Source organism: Collimonas fungivorans Ter331, assembly GCF_000221045.1.
GTDB lineage: Bacteria > Pseudomonadota > Gammaproteobacteria > Burkholderiales > Burkholderiaceae_D > Collimonas > Collimonas fungivorans_A.
Genome location: NC_015856.1, coordinates 2,380,996 through 2,399,008 on the forward strand (window position 1 = coordinate 2,380,996; position 18,013 = coordinate 2,399,008).

The 18,013-nt window shown below is 60.9% G+C and carries 21 protein-coding genes; all 21 read left to right on the forward strand.

What is annotated here, in order from left to right; all coding sequences use genetic code 11:
- Positions 1 to 2 precede the first annotated feature (2 nt).
- The 21 genes from CFU_RS10450 to CFU_RS10545 all read left to right on the forward strand — a co-directional run bounded on the left by CFU_RS10450 (position 3) and on the right by CFU_RS10545 (position 18,009).
- Positions 3 to 920 carry a family 2A encapsulin nanocompartment shell protein gene (locus tag CFU_RS10450; RefSeq protein WP_014006010.1) on the forward strand — a complete coding sequence of 306 codons (918 nt, stop codon included), beginning with the start codon at positions 3 to 5 and terminating at the stop codon, positions 918 to 920.
- Entirely contained in the window at positions 907 to 2,625 is a 1,719-nt protein-coding gene (locus CFU_RS10455; protein WP_014006011.1) for a family 2A encapsulin nanocompartment cargo protein cysteine desulfurase, read from the forward strand. The genes CFU_RS10450 and CFU_RS10455 overlap by 14 nt, the downstream gene beginning before the upstream one ends.
- 572 nt (positions 2,626 to 3,197) lie before the next feature.
- Positions 3,198 to 3,614 (forward strand): hypothetical protein, encoded by a 417-nt coding sequence (locus CFU_RS10460; protein WP_014006012.1) that lies wholly within the window; start codon positions 3,198 to 3,200, stop codon positions 3,612 to 3,614.
- A gap of 90 nt (positions 3,615 to 3,704) precedes the next feature.
- Positions 3,705 to 4,082, forward strand: coding sequence for a hypothetical protein (locus tag CFU_RS10465; protein ID WP_041741711.1), 378 nt, complete (start codon positions 3,705 to 3,707; stop codon positions 4,080 to 4,082).
- Between the two features lie 33 nt (positions 4,083 to 4,115).
- On the forward strand, positions 4,116 to 4,727 hold the full coding sequence (locus CFU_RS10470; RefSeq protein WP_148264800.1) for a hypothetical protein: 612 nt from the start codon (positions 4,116 to 4,118) through the stop codon (positions 4,725 to 4,727).
- Between the two features lie 22 nt (positions 4,728 to 4,749).
- Positions 4,750 to 5,646 (forward strand): hypothetical protein, encoded by an 897-nt coding sequence (locus tag CFU_RS10475; RefSeq protein ID WP_014006015.1) that lies wholly within the window; start codon positions 4,750 to 4,752, stop codon positions 5,644 to 5,646.
- Between the two features lie 2 nt (positions 5,647 to 5,648).
- Entirely contained in the window at positions 5,649 to 6,260 is a 612-nt protein-coding gene (locus tag CFU_RS10480; RefSeq protein ID WP_014006016.1) for a DUF4255 domain-containing protein, read from the forward strand.
- Positions 6,257 to 6,832 (forward strand): hypothetical protein, encoded by a 576-nt coding sequence (locus CFU_RS10485; RefSeq protein ID WP_014006017.1) that lies wholly within the window; start codon positions 6,257 to 6,259, stop codon positions 6,830 to 6,832. The genes CFU_RS10480 and CFU_RS10485 overlap by 4 nt, the downstream gene beginning before the upstream one ends.
- Positions 6,833 to 6,851: 19 nt before the next feature.
- The gene (locus CFU_RS10490) at positions 6,852 to 8,456 is read left to right on the forward strand and encodes a phage tail sheath family protein (protein WP_014006018.1); all 1,605 of its coding nucleotides are present in this window, start codon (positions 6,852 to 6,854) and stop codon (positions 8,454 to 8,456) included.
- A gap of 58 nt (positions 8,457 to 8,514) precedes the next feature.
- Positions 8,515 to 8,961 (forward strand): phage tail protein, encoded by a 447-nt coding sequence (locus CFU_RS10495; RefSeq protein ID WP_041741712.1) that lies wholly within the window; start codon positions 8,515 to 8,517, stop codon positions 8,959 to 8,961.
- Positions 8,962 to 8,976: 15 nt separating this feature from the next.
- The gene (locus CFU_RS10500) at positions 8,977 to 9,333 is read left to right on the forward strand and encodes a hypothetical protein (protein ID WP_041741714.1); all 357 of its coding nucleotides are present in this window, start codon (positions 8,977 to 8,979) and stop codon (positions 9,331 to 9,333) included.
- A gap of 32 nt (positions 9,334 to 9,365) precedes the next feature.
- Positions 9,366 to 9,509: a DUF6760 family protein gene (locus CFU_RS25460; RefSeq protein WP_425304702.1), complete on the forward strand. Its 144-nt coding sequence runs from the start codon at positions 9,366 to 9,368 to the stop codon at positions 9,507 to 9,509.
- A gap of 1 nt (position 9,510) precedes the next feature.
- Positions 9,511 to 9,999, forward strand: coding sequence for a phage tail protein (locus CFU_RS10505; protein WP_014006020.1), 489 nt, complete (start codon positions 9,511 to 9,513; stop codon positions 9,997 to 9,999).
- 44 nt (positions 10,000 to 10,043) lie between these two features.
- Positions 10,044 to 11,555 (forward strand): hypothetical protein, encoded by a 1,512-nt coding sequence (locus CFU_RS10510; protein ID WP_148264801.1) that lies wholly within the window; start codon positions 10,044 to 10,046, stop codon positions 11,553 to 11,555.
- Positions 11,555 to 12,202 carry a hypothetical protein gene (locus CFU_RS10515; RefSeq protein WP_014006022.1) on the forward strand — a complete coding sequence of 216 codons (648 nt, stop codon included), beginning with the start codon at positions 11,555 to 11,557 and terminating at the stop codon, positions 12,200 to 12,202. Before CFU_RS10510 ends, CFU_RS10515 begins: the two co-directional genes overlap by 1 nt.
- On the forward strand, positions 12,195 to 13,238 hold the full coding sequence (locus CFU_RS10520; protein ID WP_041741717.1) for a phage late control D family protein: 1,044 nt from the start codon (positions 12,195 to 12,197) through the stop codon (positions 13,236 to 13,238). The genes CFU_RS10515 and CFU_RS10520 overlap by 8 nt, the downstream gene beginning before the upstream one ends.
- Positions 13,235 to 13,855 carry a phage baseplate assembly protein V gene (locus CFU_RS10525; RefSeq protein ID WP_014006024.1) on the forward strand — a complete coding sequence of 207 codons (621 nt, stop codon included), beginning with the start codon at positions 13,235 to 13,237 and terminating at the stop codon, positions 13,853 to 13,855. The genes CFU_RS10520 and CFU_RS10525 overlap by 4 nt, the downstream gene beginning before the upstream one ends.
- A gap of 8 nt (positions 13,856 to 13,863) precedes the next feature.
- Positions 13,864 to 14,277 (forward strand): PAAR domain-containing protein, encoded by a 414-nt coding sequence (locus tag CFU_RS10530; RefSeq protein ID WP_014006025.1) that lies wholly within the window; start codon positions 13,864 to 13,866, stop codon positions 14,275 to 14,277.
- Positions 14,274 to 14,669, forward strand: a complete 396-nt coding sequence (locus CFU_RS10535) for a GPW/gp25 family protein (RefSeq protein ID WP_014006026.1) — start codon at positions 14,274 to 14,276, stop codon at positions 14,667 to 14,669. Before CFU_RS10530 ends, CFU_RS10535 begins: the two co-directional genes overlap by 4 nt.
- A gap of 14 nt (positions 14,670 to 14,683) precedes the next feature.
- On the forward strand, positions 14,684 to 14,902 hold the full coding sequence (locus CFU_RS10540) for a hypothetical protein (protein WP_014006027.1): 219 nt from the start codon (positions 14,684 to 14,686) through the stop codon (positions 14,900 to 14,902).
- 11 nt (positions 14,903 to 14,913) lie between these two features.
- A complete protein-coding gene (locus CFU_RS10545; protein WP_014006028.1) occupies positions 14,914 to 18,009 on the forward strand; it encodes a baseplate J/gp47 family protein in 3,096 nt (1,031 codons plus the stop codon).
- Positions 18,010 to 18,013 lie beyond the last annotated feature (4 nt).

Below are 18,013 nucleotides of genomic sequence, written 5' to 3' on the forward strand. Positions count from 1 at the left end.
AAATGGCCAGCAAACCAGAAGTGAATACCGCCCTTGGCGATGTAGCAGCACGCCAGCTGGCAATTGCGACGCGCACCGTACCGCAGATGTCGTCCATCACGCCGCGCTGGCTGACCCACCTGCTGCAATGGGTGCCGGTGGAGTCCGGCATCTATCGCTTGAACAAGGTGAAAGACGCCTCCAGCGTCGAGGTCGACTGTTCCGGCCGCGACGAGCGCGAACTGCCGCAGACCTTTGTGGACTACATCGAGAACCCGCGCGAATACATGCTGAGCGCGGTCAATACGGTGCTCGATGTGCATACCCGGGTGTCCGACCTGTACAGCAAACCGTATAACCAGATCGCCGAGCAGCTGCGCCTGATCATAGAAACCATCAAGGAGCGCCAGGAAAGCGAACTGATCAACAACAAGGAATACGGACTGCTGCACAGCATTGTCGCCTCGCAGCGGATCAAGACACGCAGCGGCGCGCCGACCCCCGACGACCTCGACGAGCTGCTGGTGAAGGTCTGGAAAGAACCCGGTTTTTTCCTCGCCCATCCGGTGACGATCGCCGCCTTCGGCCGTGAATGCACGCGGCGCGGTGTGCCGCCGCCGACGGTATCGCTGTTCGGCTCGCAATTCATCACCTGGCGCGGCGTGCCGCTGATCCCCAGCGATAAGATCCTGATCGAGAAGGGCAAGTCGAAGATCATCCTGATCCGCACCGGCGAAAGCCGCCAGGGCGTGGTCGGCCTGTACCAGCCGGACCTGCCGGGCGAACAGAGCCCGGGCCTGTCGGTCCGTTTCATGGGCATCAACCACAAGGCGATCGCTTCCTACCTGGTCTCACTGTATTGCTCGCTGGCGGTGCTGACCGACGACGCCATCGCCGTCCTCGAAGACGTGGAAGTGGGCAAGTACCATGAGTACAAGTGATTTCTCCGGAAACGGCTTGCCCGACATTGCGGCATTGGCGCAGCTGGCGAACCAGTTTTTCACGGCATTGCCATCAGCCAGCCAGGGTCAAGCCGGCATCGGCTTGCCGGCCGGTTTGTCGCATCTCAACGCGGCGCCGCCAAGCGTTCCAGGCGGCGTCTCCGCCCTGGGCGGCGGCCTGGGATTTTCTCCCGGGGGAAGTCCGAGCGCAGTGTCGGGTGTGCCGGCTTCGCTGACCGGCGACCTGCCGCTGAGCGGCGCTTCGCCTGCGGCGTTCGGCCTGCCCGGCGAAGCCGAGCTGAAAGCGTTGTTGGCGGCGCCGGCAAGCAGCCAGTCGCAGCCGCCGGCGACAGCGGCCGGCCCAGGTAGTGGCGCCGCATATTATTTCCTCGACTTCGCCAAGCCATATCCTGCCGGCCTCAAGGTTCCCGGCCTGGCGACCGACAGCCTGCATGCCGGCAGCGTACCGGCGGCGCGCGCGCCGTTTGACATCAACCTGGTGCGGCGCGATTTCCCGATCCTGCAAGAGCGCGTCAACGGCAAGCAACTGGTCTGGCTGGACAACGCGGCGACCACCCACAAGCCGCAATCGGTGATCGACCGCCTGGCGTATTTCTACGCGCATGAAAATTCGAATATCCACCGCGCCGCCCACGAACTGGCGGCGCGCGCCACCGATGCGTACGAAGGCGCGCGCGAGAAAGTGCGCGGTTTCCTCAATGCGCGTTCGGCCAACGAATGCGTGTTCGTGCGCGGCGCCACCGAAGCCATCAACCTGGTGGCGCAAAGCTGGGGTAGGGCGAACATCGGGCGCGACGATGAAATCATCGTCAGCCACCTGGAGCACCACGCCAACATCGTGCCGTGGCAGATGTTGTGCGCGGAAAAGGGCGCCCGCCTGCGCGTGATCCCGGTGGACGACGACGGCCAGCTGCAGCTGGAGGAATACGCCAAGCTGCTGGGGCCGAAGACTAGGCTGGTAGCGTTTACCCAGATATCCAACGCCCTTGGCACAGTCACCCCGGCCAGGCAGATCATCGAGATGGCGCACAGCGCCGGCGCCAAGGTCTTGCTGGACGGCGCGCAGTCGGTATCCCATCTGCGCGCCGATGTGCAGGCGCTGGATTGCGACTGGTTCGTATTTTCCGGCCACAAGGTATTTGCACCGACCGGCATCGGCGTGTTGTACGGCAAGGAAGCGCTGCTGAACGAGATGCCGCCGTGGCAGGGTGGCGGCAACATGATCCGCGACGTTACTTTCGAATCGACCCAGTACCACGATGCTCCAGGACGTTTCGAAGCCGGCACCGGCAACATCGCCGATGCGGTAGGACTGGGAGCCGCTATCGATTATGTCAATCGGATAGGCATCGAGAATATCGGCGCCTACGAGCATCAGCTGCTGCTGTACGCGACCCACCGGCTCAAGGAAATCCCCGGCCTGCGCCTGATTGGCACGGCGCCCGACAAGGCTGCGGTGCTGTCTTTCGTGCTGGAAGGTTATAAGACCGAAGAAGTCGGCGCGGCGCTGAACCGGGAAGGCATCGCGGTGCGCTCGGGCCATCATTGTGCGCAGCCGATCTTGCGGCGCTTCGGGCTGGAAAGCACGGTGCGGCCGTCGCTGGCGTTTTATAACAACTGCGCCGACGTTGATGCACTGATTGCGGCGCTGGCCCGATTGAAAGGCGGGCGCAGCAGTTTCTGATAACGCTCGATTGTTTCACCCGCGGCCGGCAAGGGGAGTTCTTTGCCGGCTTTTATTTTTTCGAAAACGTGAGTGCAGGAGCCGGTTACGTCAGTAATCCGTCGCTAAAAACAACAGCCGCATCGGCATGCCAGGGCCGAGCCAAAGATAGAAACGCAGACTGTCAATCTTGGCAGGCTATTGAACCTTATCCACCGCCGCATTTACACGTCCCACAAAGTGCTGCACAGATCCGTTGGGCACCATGCGCGCCGCTTCTTTCCAATCGCTCCCTGTGAAATTGCATGTCCGCCGAAATCTGCGCGGCTGCCAAAATTTCCTCCATTCGAAAATTTAAAAAACAAAAAAGATCAACCTACCATCAAAAATTTTGCTTAGAACCTGTCACTTTTGATAGGTTGCTTTGTAGAAATGGAGTGCGTATTGTCGACATGCAATAGAAGAAAATCCCTCACCAAAAACAGGCGCTTGCTTCGCTGGTTTGTCGTTTTTTCCCGACGAATAATCGAGGGCATGAACTTGCTCGAGGGCAGATGATGTCAACCAATTCTCTTTAGAAAGGTTTTTCAATCATGAGCGAAACTGTCTATCAACAAGTGCAGCTGCAAATCACCAATGCCCAGGCCGGCCAGAATATCTGGATCGATTTGCAGAAAGTGACCGAACCGGTGGCTTGGAGCACCGGCCCGGCTTTCGACGGTTCAGGCGGCATCAATATCACGGTGCCTGGCTCCAGCAGCGCCTTGCCGCTGAATTCCTTCATCATCACCGCCTCTTCGGTAAAAGTCTCGACCGTTTCTTCCGGCGGCGGCGGTGGCGGCGGCGCCTTGTCTTTCAATGTCACGCTGTATCTGGTGGCGCAGCCGGGCATCCAGAATTTCAGCCTGCGCTCGCTGTCCGATCCTGGCGTGACGGTGCAAGCCCAGGTTGGTTTTGCCCAGCCGCAGGCGGTCAACCAGACCTTCTCGCAATTCCCTTGGGGTAAGTAACAACCCTGACGTTCCCGGCGGTCCGCAGTATCGCTGCGCGGCCGGGTTCCGTATGGATGCGGAGCCCGGCCGACTTAGAGGAGATTGGTTATGGAATTCACCATTGCATTCAGTTTCACCACGCAGAACGACACCGACACGCTGTCGGCGCAGCTCACCATCACCGACAACAACCTGATTTCGCTGGAGAACAAGCAGCCAGTCCAGATCAGTCCGGTATGGAGCGCCACGCCACCGTTGACGGCTGTGAGCCTCGAGCAAAAGTCACTGGCGCTGACGGCAGCGCAAAACACCAGCGGCAGCCCGCAGTCGATCAAGGTCACGCTGCCGATCAAGGCGGTGGGCACCAGCTTGTCCGGCAAGTTCGAGTCGGCCGGCGTCATTGTCAATGCGCAATACCAGTTTCTCGGCTACTCGAATTCCGGCCGCATCGCGGTTGGCAACTTCACGATCCCGTTTCCAAACTGATTTCCGACCGATGTGCAACTGATGGCGGCCGCTATGGATGCTAAAGAGAAAAACAATATCAAGGATGCGGTAGCGGCTGGCGCCAGCCCGTCGAACCCCAAGCCGGCGCCCGGGCCGGCGGCACCCGCGGCTATGCCGGCGCCGCTCCTGAGTGCGGCCCAGATGATCAGCAACGACCGCAAGACGCTGCCCGAGCAGGCGCGCCAGTACCTCGGCGCGCATCTGCTTGCCAATCCCAGCCATGCGCTGAATGAACAACTCTTTCGTAGCTGCCATTCATTCAAGCCGATCACGCTGACTTTCACCAACCTGCGCGCCAACAGCAAGGCGTTCCTGTCGCTGCAACCCGGCCAGGATGCCATCTGGAGCGACGGCGGTGAAAGCGAAAGGCTGGTCGGCCTGAGTTTTTCCAGTCGTGTCGACCCGGTTATCTATGTCCGCAATTTCCTGATCAACGCGCGTGAAATGTATCTGCAGACATACAAGGATTGCAATGAGATACAGGTCAACCTGTACCTGCGCACTGACCAGCACGGCGTCAAGGGCAAGGTAGACCTGCCGCCCGGCGCCAGCGTTACCCTGCAGTCGAGCAACGACCGCAGCACCGTCATTGGACTGAGTTCCTTTGCCATCGACCTGGAATGATACTTACCTGTGAAAGGCCGTCATGATTACTGCACTGCCAGTTGAACCGATTGAGCCTGCCGCGGCCACCGTGCCCGATGTGGCATTGTCGATTCCAGAATCGCTCCCTTTGCTGCCGGTGGTATTGCAATTCCAGAATGTCGCCGCCAACTCGAACCTCAACTTTACCTTCACTACCGCCGGTGCATACTGGTCGTTAGGCGCGATGTCGGGCGACAGCCTGGGTTTTTCGTATAACGTCACGCCGCAAAGCGCCGAAAGCGAATCGTGCATCCAGCAGATCGAATTCAACAATGCGGTGCTATCGATACGCACCGGGGAAATAGACCAGGCCAGCAGCGGCTTTACCTTGACGCTGTTCCTGCAGGTGCGGCCGGGCGTCGACTACCTGCAAGGATATTGCACGCTCAACAACGAGGCTGTGGTCACTGCAAGGATCGGCGCCCAAAGCCCGGTGCAATGGCGTAACGGCCGCATCAGTGCGGTGCTGGTGGGTTCGGAAAACATTTACCGCAACATCAGCTTCACGGTCCGGGGCGCCTATGTCGGCAACAAGATCGACCTGATCCTGACCACAAAGAAGGGCCTGGGCAAGGTCAGCTGGTCGCTGGGGCCTCCATTTGCCGAGGCCAGCGGGGTCCAGCTGGCCAGCATGCTGGGCACGATTCCGCTGGCGGCCATGTCGTACGGAGTCAACACACTCTCGTTCATCACCTCGATGATGGCCGACGATACCGCGAACAGGAGCGCCGGCAGTTCTCTGGAGTTTTACCTGAACGCTTATATCGTCTACGCTGCCAGCGACCTGAACTACGTTTACCTGAGGACTACCTGCAACAGCGATATCACGGTATATGCCCAGATCGGCAACCGTCAGCCGCAGATCGTCAGCCAGTCCGACACCGTGTTTACCTTGTAGCGATGAGCCAGCCAAACAGCGATGGCGGACGGGTCCTGCGCAGCGTCAGCGAGTCGCTGCGGCGGCTGATCCGCCACCATATTCCCGAGCTGCAGGCAGAATCGGCGGTGGTGTTCGATTCGCCGGGCGAGATCGACAGCCAGGAGGAAACCAGGCTGTCGCTCTACCTGTACCAGACCGAACTTAATCCCTACCTGCGCAACCTGGCGCCCAGCCTGACCCGACAGGCCGGGGCAGAGCGGCAGCCGACCGCGCTGAAGCTGACGCCCGCCCCGCTGGTGGTCGACCTGCTGTACCTGATGGTGCCGTACGCCAGGTCGGCCGAACTGGAACTGGTGCTGGTGGACCAGCTGGTGCGGCTGTTCCATGACGTCGCCCAGCTGTCCGGGGAATGGCTGGATCCGGTGCTGAAACGGAGCGGCAACGACAACATCGCCATCGTGCCGGATTCCGGTTCCATCGATACCTTGCGCAATATCTGGGCCGGTTTTCCCAACAAGACTTACAAGTTGACCAAGCTATACACGCTATCGCCGGTGCGGATTCCATCTGGCCTGGACCTGCAGGCGGACATGGTGACCCAGGTCGATCCGGCCTACCTGGAACTGCCATGAAGCTGAGTGCCGTAGTGCAGCTGATTGACGGCTTCAGCCAGGCGCCTGCGGTCGGGTTCCAGCCGCGCTTCCTGCTGAACCAGAAGCCGTTCATGCCGCTCGCCAAGCCACAGGCGTTTTATGCGTTCAGCGACCTCGATGACGGCGATTACCGGCTTACCGCCCTGGCGCCGCAGTTCTTTGCGCAAGAGGTGGCGTTCCGGGTGCCGCTGCGCTTGCCGTTGGCTGCCGCCATCGTTCCTTGCTACCTGGCGCCCAGTCCGCTGTATCCCTACCCGCCGGGGACCACACTGATCCGCGGCCAGGTGCTGCAGGCCGGAACCAGGCTGCCGCTGGCCGGTGTCAGTGTCAGCGCCAGTTATCCGAACTGGCAGGAAAAACCGAAGAGCGCTGCCACGCTGAGTTCGGATTACGGCAAATACGATGGCCGCTATGCGCTGGCCCTGGGCGGCAAGCTGGCTCCGGACACGCAGGTCGTGCTGAGCTTTAGCAAGGCTGGTTATGCAAGCGTAGAAAAACAGTTGCTGCTGCAACCCGCAACCACGCAGTTTGTGGACATTGAAATGCGTTAACTGTTAAGAAGGAATCATCTTGGCAACCACCTATCGTCACCCCGGCATTTACATCGAAGAATTGCCGAGCGCCCGCAACATCCAGGGCGCATCGACCTCCACCGCAGCCTTCGTCGGCGTCACCGAGTTCGGCCCGTTGGCGCAGCCGACCCTGATCACCAGCTGGAACGCCTACCAGCGCCAGTTCGGCGGACTGGTCTGGTACGGCATGGTGTCGTGGGCAGTGTTCGAATTCTTCAACGAGGGCGGCACCGCCTGCTACGTGGTGCGCGCCGTCGACAGCAAAGGCAACGGCAAGGCGGCTACCGGATCGGCCAGCGGCATCAAGATGACCGCGGTCACGCCCGGCACCTGGGCCAATATCCTGAATTTTGCGGTCAGCAACGCCAGCGGCCCTGACAGCGCAGTTTCCCTGGTATTCAATCTGAGCGTGGTGGTCGATCCGGCGGCGCTCAAGGCCCTGCCTGCAGGGTCGTCCGGCGCCACCTTGCAAGCCTATGTGGCGCAGAACAACCTGCAGCCGACCGCGATCGGCGGCAAGGCTTATTACGTGCTCGAGTCGTTCAACGGCTACACCGCAGCCAGCATGGGCGCAGGCGGCGCACTGGCGAACGCGGTCAACACTACCTCGATGTTTGTGCGGGCGGAGACCAGCGGCACCACGCGCCCGCCCAACAGCGGCAAGAGCGCGACGCCGCTGGCAGGGGGCGCAGCCGCCACCTGGGATTTCGAGAGCGCCACCACTACGCTCAGCACGGTGCAAGGCATCAGCCTGCTGGCCATCCCGGATACGGTCAACGCTGCCGACGCCAGCGGCAATCCAAGCCAGGCCTCGCAAGCGACCAGCATCAACGGCGGCCTACTATTCTGCGAAGGCGCACAGAACCTGTTCTATGTCAGCGATCCGCCGTTCGGCCTGGACGTCCAGGGGATCGGCAATTTCAAGTCGGGCAGCGCTACATCGCCGGCGCTCAATTCCAGCTACGGCGCCATCTACTATCCCTGGGTATGGATCTACAACCCGATTGCCGGCGCCAATGTGCCGATGCCGCCGTCCGGTCCTTCGCTCGGCCGTTACGCCTATACCGACAACAATGTCGGTGTCTGGAAATCGCCGGCCGGGGTCAACGATGGCGCGCTGCTAAGCGTGGTGCAGCTGCAGACCCAGCTCACCGATTCGGACCAGGACATCCTGAATCCCAACGGCATCAATGCGGTCCGCAATTTCCTCAATTACGGCAACGTGATCTGGGGCGCCCGCACGCTGGCTGCGAACGGCAGTGAATGGACTTATGTCAGCGTCAGGCGCCTGTTCATCTATGTCGAGCAAAGCCTGAAGCAGAGCTTGCAATGGGTGGTGTTCGAACCCAACGACCAGCAGACCTGGGCCTCGGTGACGCGCGACATCAGTGCTTTCCTGACCACCTTGTGGCAGTCCGGCGGCCTGTTCGGCGCCAGTGCGGCGGAGGCGTTCTTCGTGACTTGCGACGCTTCGAACAATCCGCCCGAGACACGTTCGCTAGGGCAGCTGTATATCGATGTCGGCCTGGCTCCGGTGTTTCCTGCCGAGTTCGTCATCATCCGCATGACGCAGAAAATCGCTGGCCCGGATTCCGGTTCATAACGGAAATGGGGAAACGGACCTGCCTCTTTCCAAACCAATTTGACTGCGGAGAATCACGATGGCCACACAACTAACCAATCCCTACCGAGGTTTCCGCTTCCAGGTGGAGATCTCGGGCATCCAGGTCGCGGCGTTTTCGGAAGCCACGATCCCGGACAGCACGGTCGAGACGGTCGAGTACCGGGAGGGCACCGATCCGGTCTACAAGCGCTCGTTTTCCGGCTTGACCACTTTCGGCAAGCTGAGCCTGAAAAAAGGCTTGACCGATTCGATGGAACTGTACAACTGGCACCAGCTGGTGGCCTTGCAGGGTTCCACTGCCAAAGGCGCGCAGAAAAACATTTCGCTGATACTGCTCGACGCCGGCGGCGCGGCCAAGGCGCGCTGGAATGTCATCAACGCCTGGCCCAGCAAGTACGAGAGCACCGGCCTGAACGCATCGAGCAGCGACGTGATGGTGGAAACCTTCGAGCTGACCATCGAATACATGACCAGAGTGTCTTAACCGGGAGCAGCCAGCATGAACGCAATCAGCACCGAAATCGAATTTACCCTGCCGCTAGGCTACCGCGACGGCGACGGCAACCTGCACAAGAACGGCGTGATGCGGCTGGCCACCGCCGGCGACGAAATCCTGCCGCTGAAAGACCACCGGGTGCAGAGCAACCCGGCCTACCTGACCATTATCGTTCTGTCGCGGGTGATTGTGCGGCTGGGCAATCTGGACATGATCAACACCAAGGTCATCGAAGACCTGTTCGCCGCCGATTTTTCTTACCTGCAGAACCTGTACAACCGCATCAACCAGGTCGACGGCGAAGACAAGGTGGTGCAGATCGAGAGTTTCGAAGCGGCGGGAAAGCGCGCTTCCCTGTAGCGCCCGACCAGCTGTATGCGGAAATTGCTTTTCTGGCATATCACTTTCACTGGTCGTACGGGGAAATCCTGGCAATGGAACACGCAGAGCGCCGTCGCTGGTGCGGGGAGATCAGCAAGATCAACCAGACCATGAACAGCGACGATCGGCACAAAAGCCTAACTTTGGGAGCATGACATGGCTACCGGCCGCAATCCATCCGGCGGAATATCGCAGCGCAAATCCGGGCCGCCGGCGAACCCGTTCAAGTCGTACAATTTTTATGTCGAGGTAGGCGGCATCGTGGTCGGCGGCTTCACCACGGTCGAGGGACTGCAGTCCAAAATCGAAGTCAAGAGCCTGCGCCAGGGTGGCGTCAACGATCTCGAATACAAGCTTGGCGGGCAAGTGACGTATGTCGACCTGGTGCTGAAGGCCGGCATCACCGCGCTGGATCCGATGTGGCTGTGGTACCAGGCCGCCTTGAACGGAAAGATCAAACGCCAGAACGGCTCGATCTACCTGCTGAACGACGAGGGCAATCCCACCGTCAGCTGGAATTTCTACAATGCCTGGCCGATCGAGTGGCAAGGGCCGAACCTGGACGCCGGCCAGAACCTGGTGGCCAGCCAGAGCTTTACGCTGGCGCACGAGGGGATCAAGAAAAACAGCGGGAGCGGCGGCTGATGGCCAGGCGCACGCCAGTTTCCCCGGGGCGGCGAAGCCCGGTCTTGCGCACGGCCTGCGCCAGCGCCGCCATGGATTTCCAGGCTGGTGTTGCTGCCGGTCGACGCATGGCATGGCCGGAAAATTATCCGGGACTGGACCTGGCGTTCCTGCAAATGCCGCGTCCGCCTTCCGCAGCAAAGAATACGCAATACATCTCGCAGCATCATCATTGGCTGCGCCTGGTGCAGCAATACATCCATCCGGCAGTCTTGCGCGACGTCCGGCAAGAGGTATTGCAAGGGGTGTTGCAAGATGCCCAGCGGCAGATCGAGAGTCGTTTCGAAAAATACCATATGCCGCGTTTGCAGCAGGCGTTGTTGCTTGCCGTCCCGGCAAAAATGCCTGGCAGCGGCAGCCTGCCTGCACCGGCGGGAAAATCAGGTTCGCAGGCAACTGGGCAAAACCGCAACATCCTGCAAAGGATGGTGCAGAATCAGATCCGTCATTTTCGGGACACCCAGGCTGATGTAACACTTGGCCAGGCAGGCGGCATTATTGCCCATCCATTGACGCTGCTGATGCCGCGCACGCAGGTAGCACAGCCACAGCAATCGACGCGGCGTCGGGATAACGAAGTCGACAGCCGGACCTCGATGACAATTGTGACGGCACGTCTCGCCGGTTTTGTCAGGCAAACCTTGCTGTCGGCGCCAGGGAAGTTGCGGCAGCCCGTTCCGCAGCGGCATAGTGCGCCGCAGTTCGCAAAACAAGCGGCGCCCGCCAGTATTGCCTCACGTTCGTCGCAAGCCGGCCATCCTTCCAGCAAGCTCTTGTGGTTCAAGTTTCATGCAAAGACAGCGCAGCGCATGACATCCGGGATGCACCTGCATCAGCGGCATTTCCACCATCTAGACAGGTGCGATATAGATCAGACGCAGGAACAGCATTTCAACATGCGGCAAAACCTGGCGTTGCCCCGCCAGGAAACAGCGCAGCGCCGCGATGTACCGGCGTTGCAGCTGGCAAGCCGAAACCGTAGCCGTGACTTCAGAACCGCGGGCAGCCGGCTCGCCTGGCGTAGCCAAGTGCGGCGCTGGGCCGGACGCGCCCCAGGGACGCTTGCTTATGCATATAAATCGACGTTCCCTGCGTTGCAGGCAACCGGAGCCGAGGCTGGCAGCAAGCGGTTGCAGCGCCTGACAACGCCTTCCTTGCCGCCGCCAATTGTGGCCGCTGCTCCATCACCAATGAGCAATCCGGGTGTGGCCGGTCCTGTCGGCAGTGACCAGGTCTCGCTCCGGCATTACCAGGCGGGGTTCACCGCCGCACTGGCTTACCGGCAGCAGCCGCAAGCCAGGCAAGCAGAAGTGCAGCGGCAACTGGAGCGTATCGAGCATACGGTGCACACCAAGGTGGTGCGCGAGATCATGCACAGTAACCATAATCAGCAGCACATCCGCAGCGTGGTGACGGCGGCGATGCTGTCGCCGCAGGTGGTGCAGGCGCTGGCGCGGCAGGTGCACGCCAGCATAGAGCAGCGTGCCGGCATCGAACGTTACCGCAGGGGGCGCTGATGCTGGAAATGGCCAAGATCGTGGTGCAGCAGACCCAGGAAGAAATCCCGGTCATGTACAACCCGACCGAACTGTCCCTGAACAAGACGGTGGTGCTGCTGGGACAAGGTTCGAACATCCAGTTCCAGCGGGTCGACGACGACGACCTGACGGTGTCCCTGTTTTTCGATACCTACGAACAGCAGACCGATGTGCGCGCCAAGACCAACAAGATCGTGGCGCTGACCCAGCCGACGGTCGGCAACGCCGAACGGCGCGAACCGCCGGTAGTGGTGTTCACCTGGGCCGGTCCGCTGTTCGTCGGCATGATCAGCAAGCTTGACCAGAAGTTCACGATGTTCCTCAGTTCCGGCGTGCCGGTGCGGGCGGAGCTGTCGGTCACCTTCAAATCCGTGCTGACCAAGGAAGAAGACCAGCGCGCGCAGGGAAAATTCAATTGCCGCCAGTTATGGCGCGTGAAGGAAAACGACCGCCTGTACCTGATTGCGCAGCAGGCCCTGGGCGACGCCAGCCAGTGGCGCCTGATCGCGGAAGGCAACAATATCTACGATCCGCTGAATTTCCCCGGTCGCCATGACATCGGACGCATGCTGGTGATCATCGATGTCCACGACGAAACGTACAACAACGGGGGCGGCAATGCCTAGCGTCCAGACCGGCGGTTTCCGCATATTAAAGAACCGCAGCGCCTTGCCGACCTCGGTGACTGCGGCGATCCAGAGCGTGCGCGTGGAAGACGAGATAAACATCCCCACCATGTTTAGTTTTACCTTGAATATCGTCTCATCCGGCGGCGCCTGGCAGGACGTCAACCTGGATATTTTCAAGCCGGGCGACGAAATCACGGTATTCCTCGGCCTCGACAGCCTGCAGCAGATGGTCAGCGCGGAAATCACGGCGATCGAACCGCATTTCAGCGATTACTCTACCGCCACCATCCGCGGATTCGACCGCATGTACTGGCTGAAATTCGGCACCCGCACCAGGACCTACCTCAACTTGGACGACAATGAAATCGTTTCACAGGTAGCGCGCGCAGCCGGCCTGACCGTGAAATTGCCCGGCAGTCCGGCCATGGTCAACGACTATGTGTTGCAAAACAATTCCTCAGACTACGATTTCCTGATGCGCCGTTGTGCGCAGCTCAACTACGAGCTGCTGATGGACGATACCACCCTGGTGTTCCGGCCGTCGGCAGAGGGCGAGAGCCCGGTCAAGACCATGAACTATCCAACGGATATCAGCGACCTCAAGCTCAGCCTGAAATTGCCGACCATGGGCAAACAGGTCACGGTGAAAGGATACGACATCACATCGAACAAGGTGCTGACGGCGGTGGCGTCTTCCGGCAGTTCGCAGGACAAGATGGGCGGCAAGGAAAGCGGCTACCAGCTGGCGCAGGCTTTTCCGGATTCGGACATCCAGCTGGAGCGGCCCGACCTCAGCACCCCGGAAGCCCTGCAAGCAATCGCCAACGCCCAATACAAGCGCAACCTGAACCAGTTCATCGAGGGCAGCACCAGCGTGCTGGGCGATCCGGACATGGTGGCCGGCGTCAACGTCAAGCTGAGCGGTCTGAGCCAGCGTTTCAACGGCATTTATTACATCACTTCCAGCGTCCACAGCTACGACGTCAATGAAGGCTACCAGACTGAATTCAAACTTAGAAGGACAGGCGTATGAATCCAGACGAAGGATTTTCCTCGGGCAGCATGACGCTGGGCGTGACCTTGGGTACGGTCAGCGATACCAAGGACGATAAAGGGTGGGGCCGGGTCAAGGTCAATTTCGTCCTGAAGGGACAGGAAATCGAATCCGGCTGGCTGCAAGTCATGAGCTTTTTCGCCGGTCCCGGCTACGGCGCTTTTTTCCTGCCGCAGCCAGGCGATTCGGCGCTGCTGGCGTTTGCCGACGGCGACGCCAGCCAGGCATACGTGCTGGGCTTCATGTGGAATGGCGTGCAAAAGCCGCCGCTGGAAGTTGCGCAGCAACAGGACGTGCGCGTGATCAAGACCAAGGGCGGGAAAACCATCACGCTGGATGATTCTGAAAAGGAAAACATCACCATTGCCGACAGCAAGAATAACCGCATCGTGATCGATACCGCCAACAACAAGATATCCATCAGCAGCGAGGGCGATTTCGCCATCAGCGCCAAGGGCACGCTGACCATCAGCGGGGCGCAGGTGGTGGTGCAGAACACTGCCGGCAGCGTCATGGCGGATTTGTCGAGCTCCGCCATGCAATTGCAGGGCGGACAGAGCATCAAGCTGTCGGCCGCCATGATCGACTTGAATTAGGAGGAGACATGGCACAAGGCGCCGCCAAGCAGGGCGACAGCATCGTCAACGCGGCCGATATCCATATCGTGCTGGTGCCGAGCCCGGGCGGGCCGGTACCGACGCCGCAGCCGTTTCCGTTCAACGGCAAGATCACGCTTAACACCAGCCTGAACGTGCGCGTCAACAGCCGGCCGGCGGCGACCGTGGGTTCGATGGCGCAAAACCTGCCGCCGCATATTCCTGCCAGCGGCGCCTTCCAGGTTCCGCCCACCAACCTGGGCCAGGTAGTGATGGGCAGCATGACTGTGCGTATCAACGGCAAGGGGGCGGCGCGTGCCGGCGATTTCTGCGAAACCTGCCACGACATTCCGCCGGCCGGGCCGCAGGCGCCGCCGCCCATGGTGCAGGTGCTGGGTCTGAGCACGGTGAACATAGGATGAACAACCCGGCAGACAGCGATTTTCTCGGCCAGGGCTGGGCCTTCCCGGTGACGGCCAGCGGCGGCAAGGTGCAGCTGGCGGCCGGCGCCGACGATATCCAGCAGGCGCTGCTGATCATCCTGCAAACCGCGCCTGGCGAGCGGGTGATGCTGCCGGCCTTCGGCTGCCGCATCAACGAACTGGTGTTCGCGGCCGGCAACGCCACCGCTGTCAGCCTGGCACAGCTGTATGTGAAGCAGGCGCTGGACCGCTGGGAACCTCGCATCCAGACCTTGCAGGTGAACGTGACGATTACGCCGCAGCAGCCGAACTGCCTGCAGATCGCGGTCGACTACCTGATCCGCGACCGCAACCAGCCGGCCAACCTGGTGTTTCCTTTTTATCTTAAATAAACCCGGAGCAAAGCATGAACCGCGAAGTCATCGAAGCCAGAATCAGAGAACTGAAAGACAATTACCAGGCCGGACAAGCGCAACTGCGCAGTCTCGAAGCGCAGCAAAAGGACTTGCAGCAAACCCTGCTCAGGATCAGCGGCGCGATCCAGGTGCTGCAAGAGCTGATCGACGTGACGTTGCAGGCCGAGGGGCCGGATACCCAGGCTAACGTCATGCATTTCGCCAGGTAATCCGCGACGCCATGGCTGACCCGATCCTGGACTTCCGCACTGCCGAACAGTTCTATCAGCAGGCGCTGAAGCTGGCCCAGACCTACACTCCCGAATGGAGCGCCTACTGGCCGGCGGTATTGACCGCGGCCACGCCCGATCCGGTTGGCGCGGCGCAAGCGGTCAACCAGGATCCGGGCCTGGTCTTGCTGAACCTGTTCGCCCAGCTGGCGGCATACACGGCAGGCATTGAAAACCAGATGCCGAACCAAAGGCGTCAGGCTTTTTTCCAGTCGATGGGCATGCAGCTGCGGCCGCCGCTGGCAGCACAGGCGCCGCTGCAATTCATGCTCAAGCCGGAGCAGCCGGCAAAGGCGGTGCCGGCGCAGACCGCAGTGCTCGACGCCGATGCCCAGCTCAATCGCTTCCAGACCAACCAGGATTTGCTGGTGGTGCCGGCCACTCTCTGCGCCGCCATGACCATCATGCCGGCGCAAGACCAGTACATCGACGCCATGCCGGCCCTTGCTTCGAGCGCCGCCAGCACACAGGGAGTGCCGTTGTTCGTCGCCGACGAAACCGCTGATCCGGCCGAGCAAGCGCTGGGCCACTGGTTCATCATGGGCGACAGCCAGCTGTTCAAGCCTGATCCGGCTCTGCAAAGCATCACCATTACCTTGTACGGCAAGCAGCTCTACAGCGATTATTTCGGACAGTGGTTCGACGGTGCGCTGACGCCGCTGAGCGCACAGCTGACGCAATCGGCCGACGCCCAGCGGCTGGAAATCCAGCTCAGCCAGAAACCGCAGGCGGCAGCACTGACAATTGCCCAGGTGCAGCAGGAAATCTACCGGCAGGAAGACCCCGGCGCCGGTTTTACCGACGATGTCTTGCTGACCGAGCCGGATCAGCAGCCGGAATACTGGCTACTGGTCAAGCCCAGCCCGCAGGTCAAGGTGCTGGCGTCGCTGGCGCAACAGCTGCCGGTCGTCACCGGCATCCAGTGCACCTTCAAGGGAGATGCCATCCAGCCGCAGCAAGCCGCGTTCAACGTGGTGCTGCTCGACATCTCGAACGGCGCCTATCCTTTCGGCCAGTCGCCGCAAGTCGGCGATGCCTTTTATATCCGCAGCGACAGTGTCTTTTCGCGCAAGGGCGCGTTGATCAACATTTCCTTCCAGCTAACCGCGGTCGCGGTAGAGTACCCGGTTACCTTGTACTGGCAATTCTGGGACGGCAAGCAGTGGCAGTCGTTCAACCAGACCTTGGCCCAGGCCAGCCAGTACCAGTTTGTCGACAGCACCAGCAACCTGCAGCACGACAATCCTGACGGTCCGACCCGGATCCAGTTCCAGTGCCCGGCGCTGGGTGAAACCACGGTCGCCGGCGGCGCCGGCTTGTGGATACGCGCGGTAATCGCCGCCGGCGGTTATGGCGAGGCTGGCGGCTTCACCACCACCAGCGTGGCCGATACGATAGACAGCATCCCCGCCACGATCCTGACGCCGGAGCAGAAAAACAGCGTGATTGCCTACCTGAACAATGTCGAGGGCGTCAATTTTTCCTATCAGTTCAACCAGTCGCAGTTTTATCCGCCGTATATCCAGTCTTTGCAGATCGGCTACAGCTATGCGGCGCCGCCGACCCGCTACTGGAGCTACAACGCCTTCACCATGAGCCGCTTCCTGTTCAGCCCGTTCAAGCCGGTGGAAGAAGTGTTGACCGGTTTTTATTTTGCCTTCGGCACCGCCGATTTCGGCAACTACACGCTGGGCAACAAGCTGACCCTGTATTTCTACCTGCAGCAGGAAAGCGCGGCTCCAGGCGGCAGCCTGCAGTGGGATTACTACGACGGCCAGGCATGGCAGGCGCTGTCGGTGGACGACGGCAGTTACGGCCTGAGCCGTTCGGGCATCGTCAGCTTCACCGTGCCGGCAAGCATGCCGGCGTCCTACCTGTATTCGCAGACAGCGTACTGGTTCCGCATCAACAATCCGCATGTCGACCGCACCATCCGGGTCTACGGTATATATCCGAATACGGTCATGGCCAGCAATATCACCAGCGTCGAAGACGAAGTGCTGGGCTCAAGCAACGAGCAGCCGTCGCAGAGTTTCACGCTGGATTACACGCCGGCGCTGCCGAACCTGGAGCTGCAGGTGATCGAAGCGCGTGGGCTCGATACGGTTGCCCAGAACGACGCCGCGCAAGACAGCGCCGGAGGTACCACTGCGGCTACTGCGGGCAGCGAGGTCAGCCGGCAATGGCTACAGGTAGACAATTTCACCTTCTGCGGTCCGACCGACCGCGTCTATACGCTGGATTGCCAGAACGGCCTGGTGACCTTCGGCGACGGCTACAACGGCATGATCCCGCCGCGTGGCTACAACAACATCATCGCCGCCCGTTACGACTACACGCAGGGCCTGGCGGGCAATGTCGGCGCCCATCGCCTGACCATGCTGCGGCCTGGCATCAGCAATATCGATGGCGTCGACAATCCAGCGCCGGCTGCCGGCGGCGTCGACGGCGATACGGTCGCTGACATAGCCGCACACAGCCCGGCGCTGGTGAAGGCGGGCGGTTATGCGGTGGAGCTGAGCGAGTTGAGCGCATTGGCGGCGCAGTCTTGCCAGCAGGTGGCGCAGGCGCGTGCACTGGAAACGCCGCAACAAGACATCAGCATCGTATTGCTGGCGCTCAGCAGCGCGCCGGTGCCTTACACCAGCCCGGAGATCCTGAACCAGGTGGCGGCCGCCATCAAGCAGGTGTGCCTGGCGCCGTTGGCGCCGCGCATCAGCACCCGGGCGCCGGATTTCGTGGCGATCAACGTCACTGCGCAGCTTGCGGTCAGCTGTGCGCCAGATCAGAAGAACGCCTTGCAGCAAAACATCGGACGCCAACTGCAGGCGTTTTTTCAGCCGGTGTTCGGCGGCCCGGGGCAGCAGGGATGGCGTTTCGGGCAAACCGTGCAGGCATCCGCCGTCAGCCGTTTCCTGCGCACGCTGCCGCAGGTTGAAACGGTGCTGGGCCTGAACCTGAACGGCCACCTGAACGGCAACATTGCGCTGCTGCCGGCGCAGCTGCCGGTGGCCGGCCAGATGACGCTGTTACTTTACCTGGAGTAGGGCG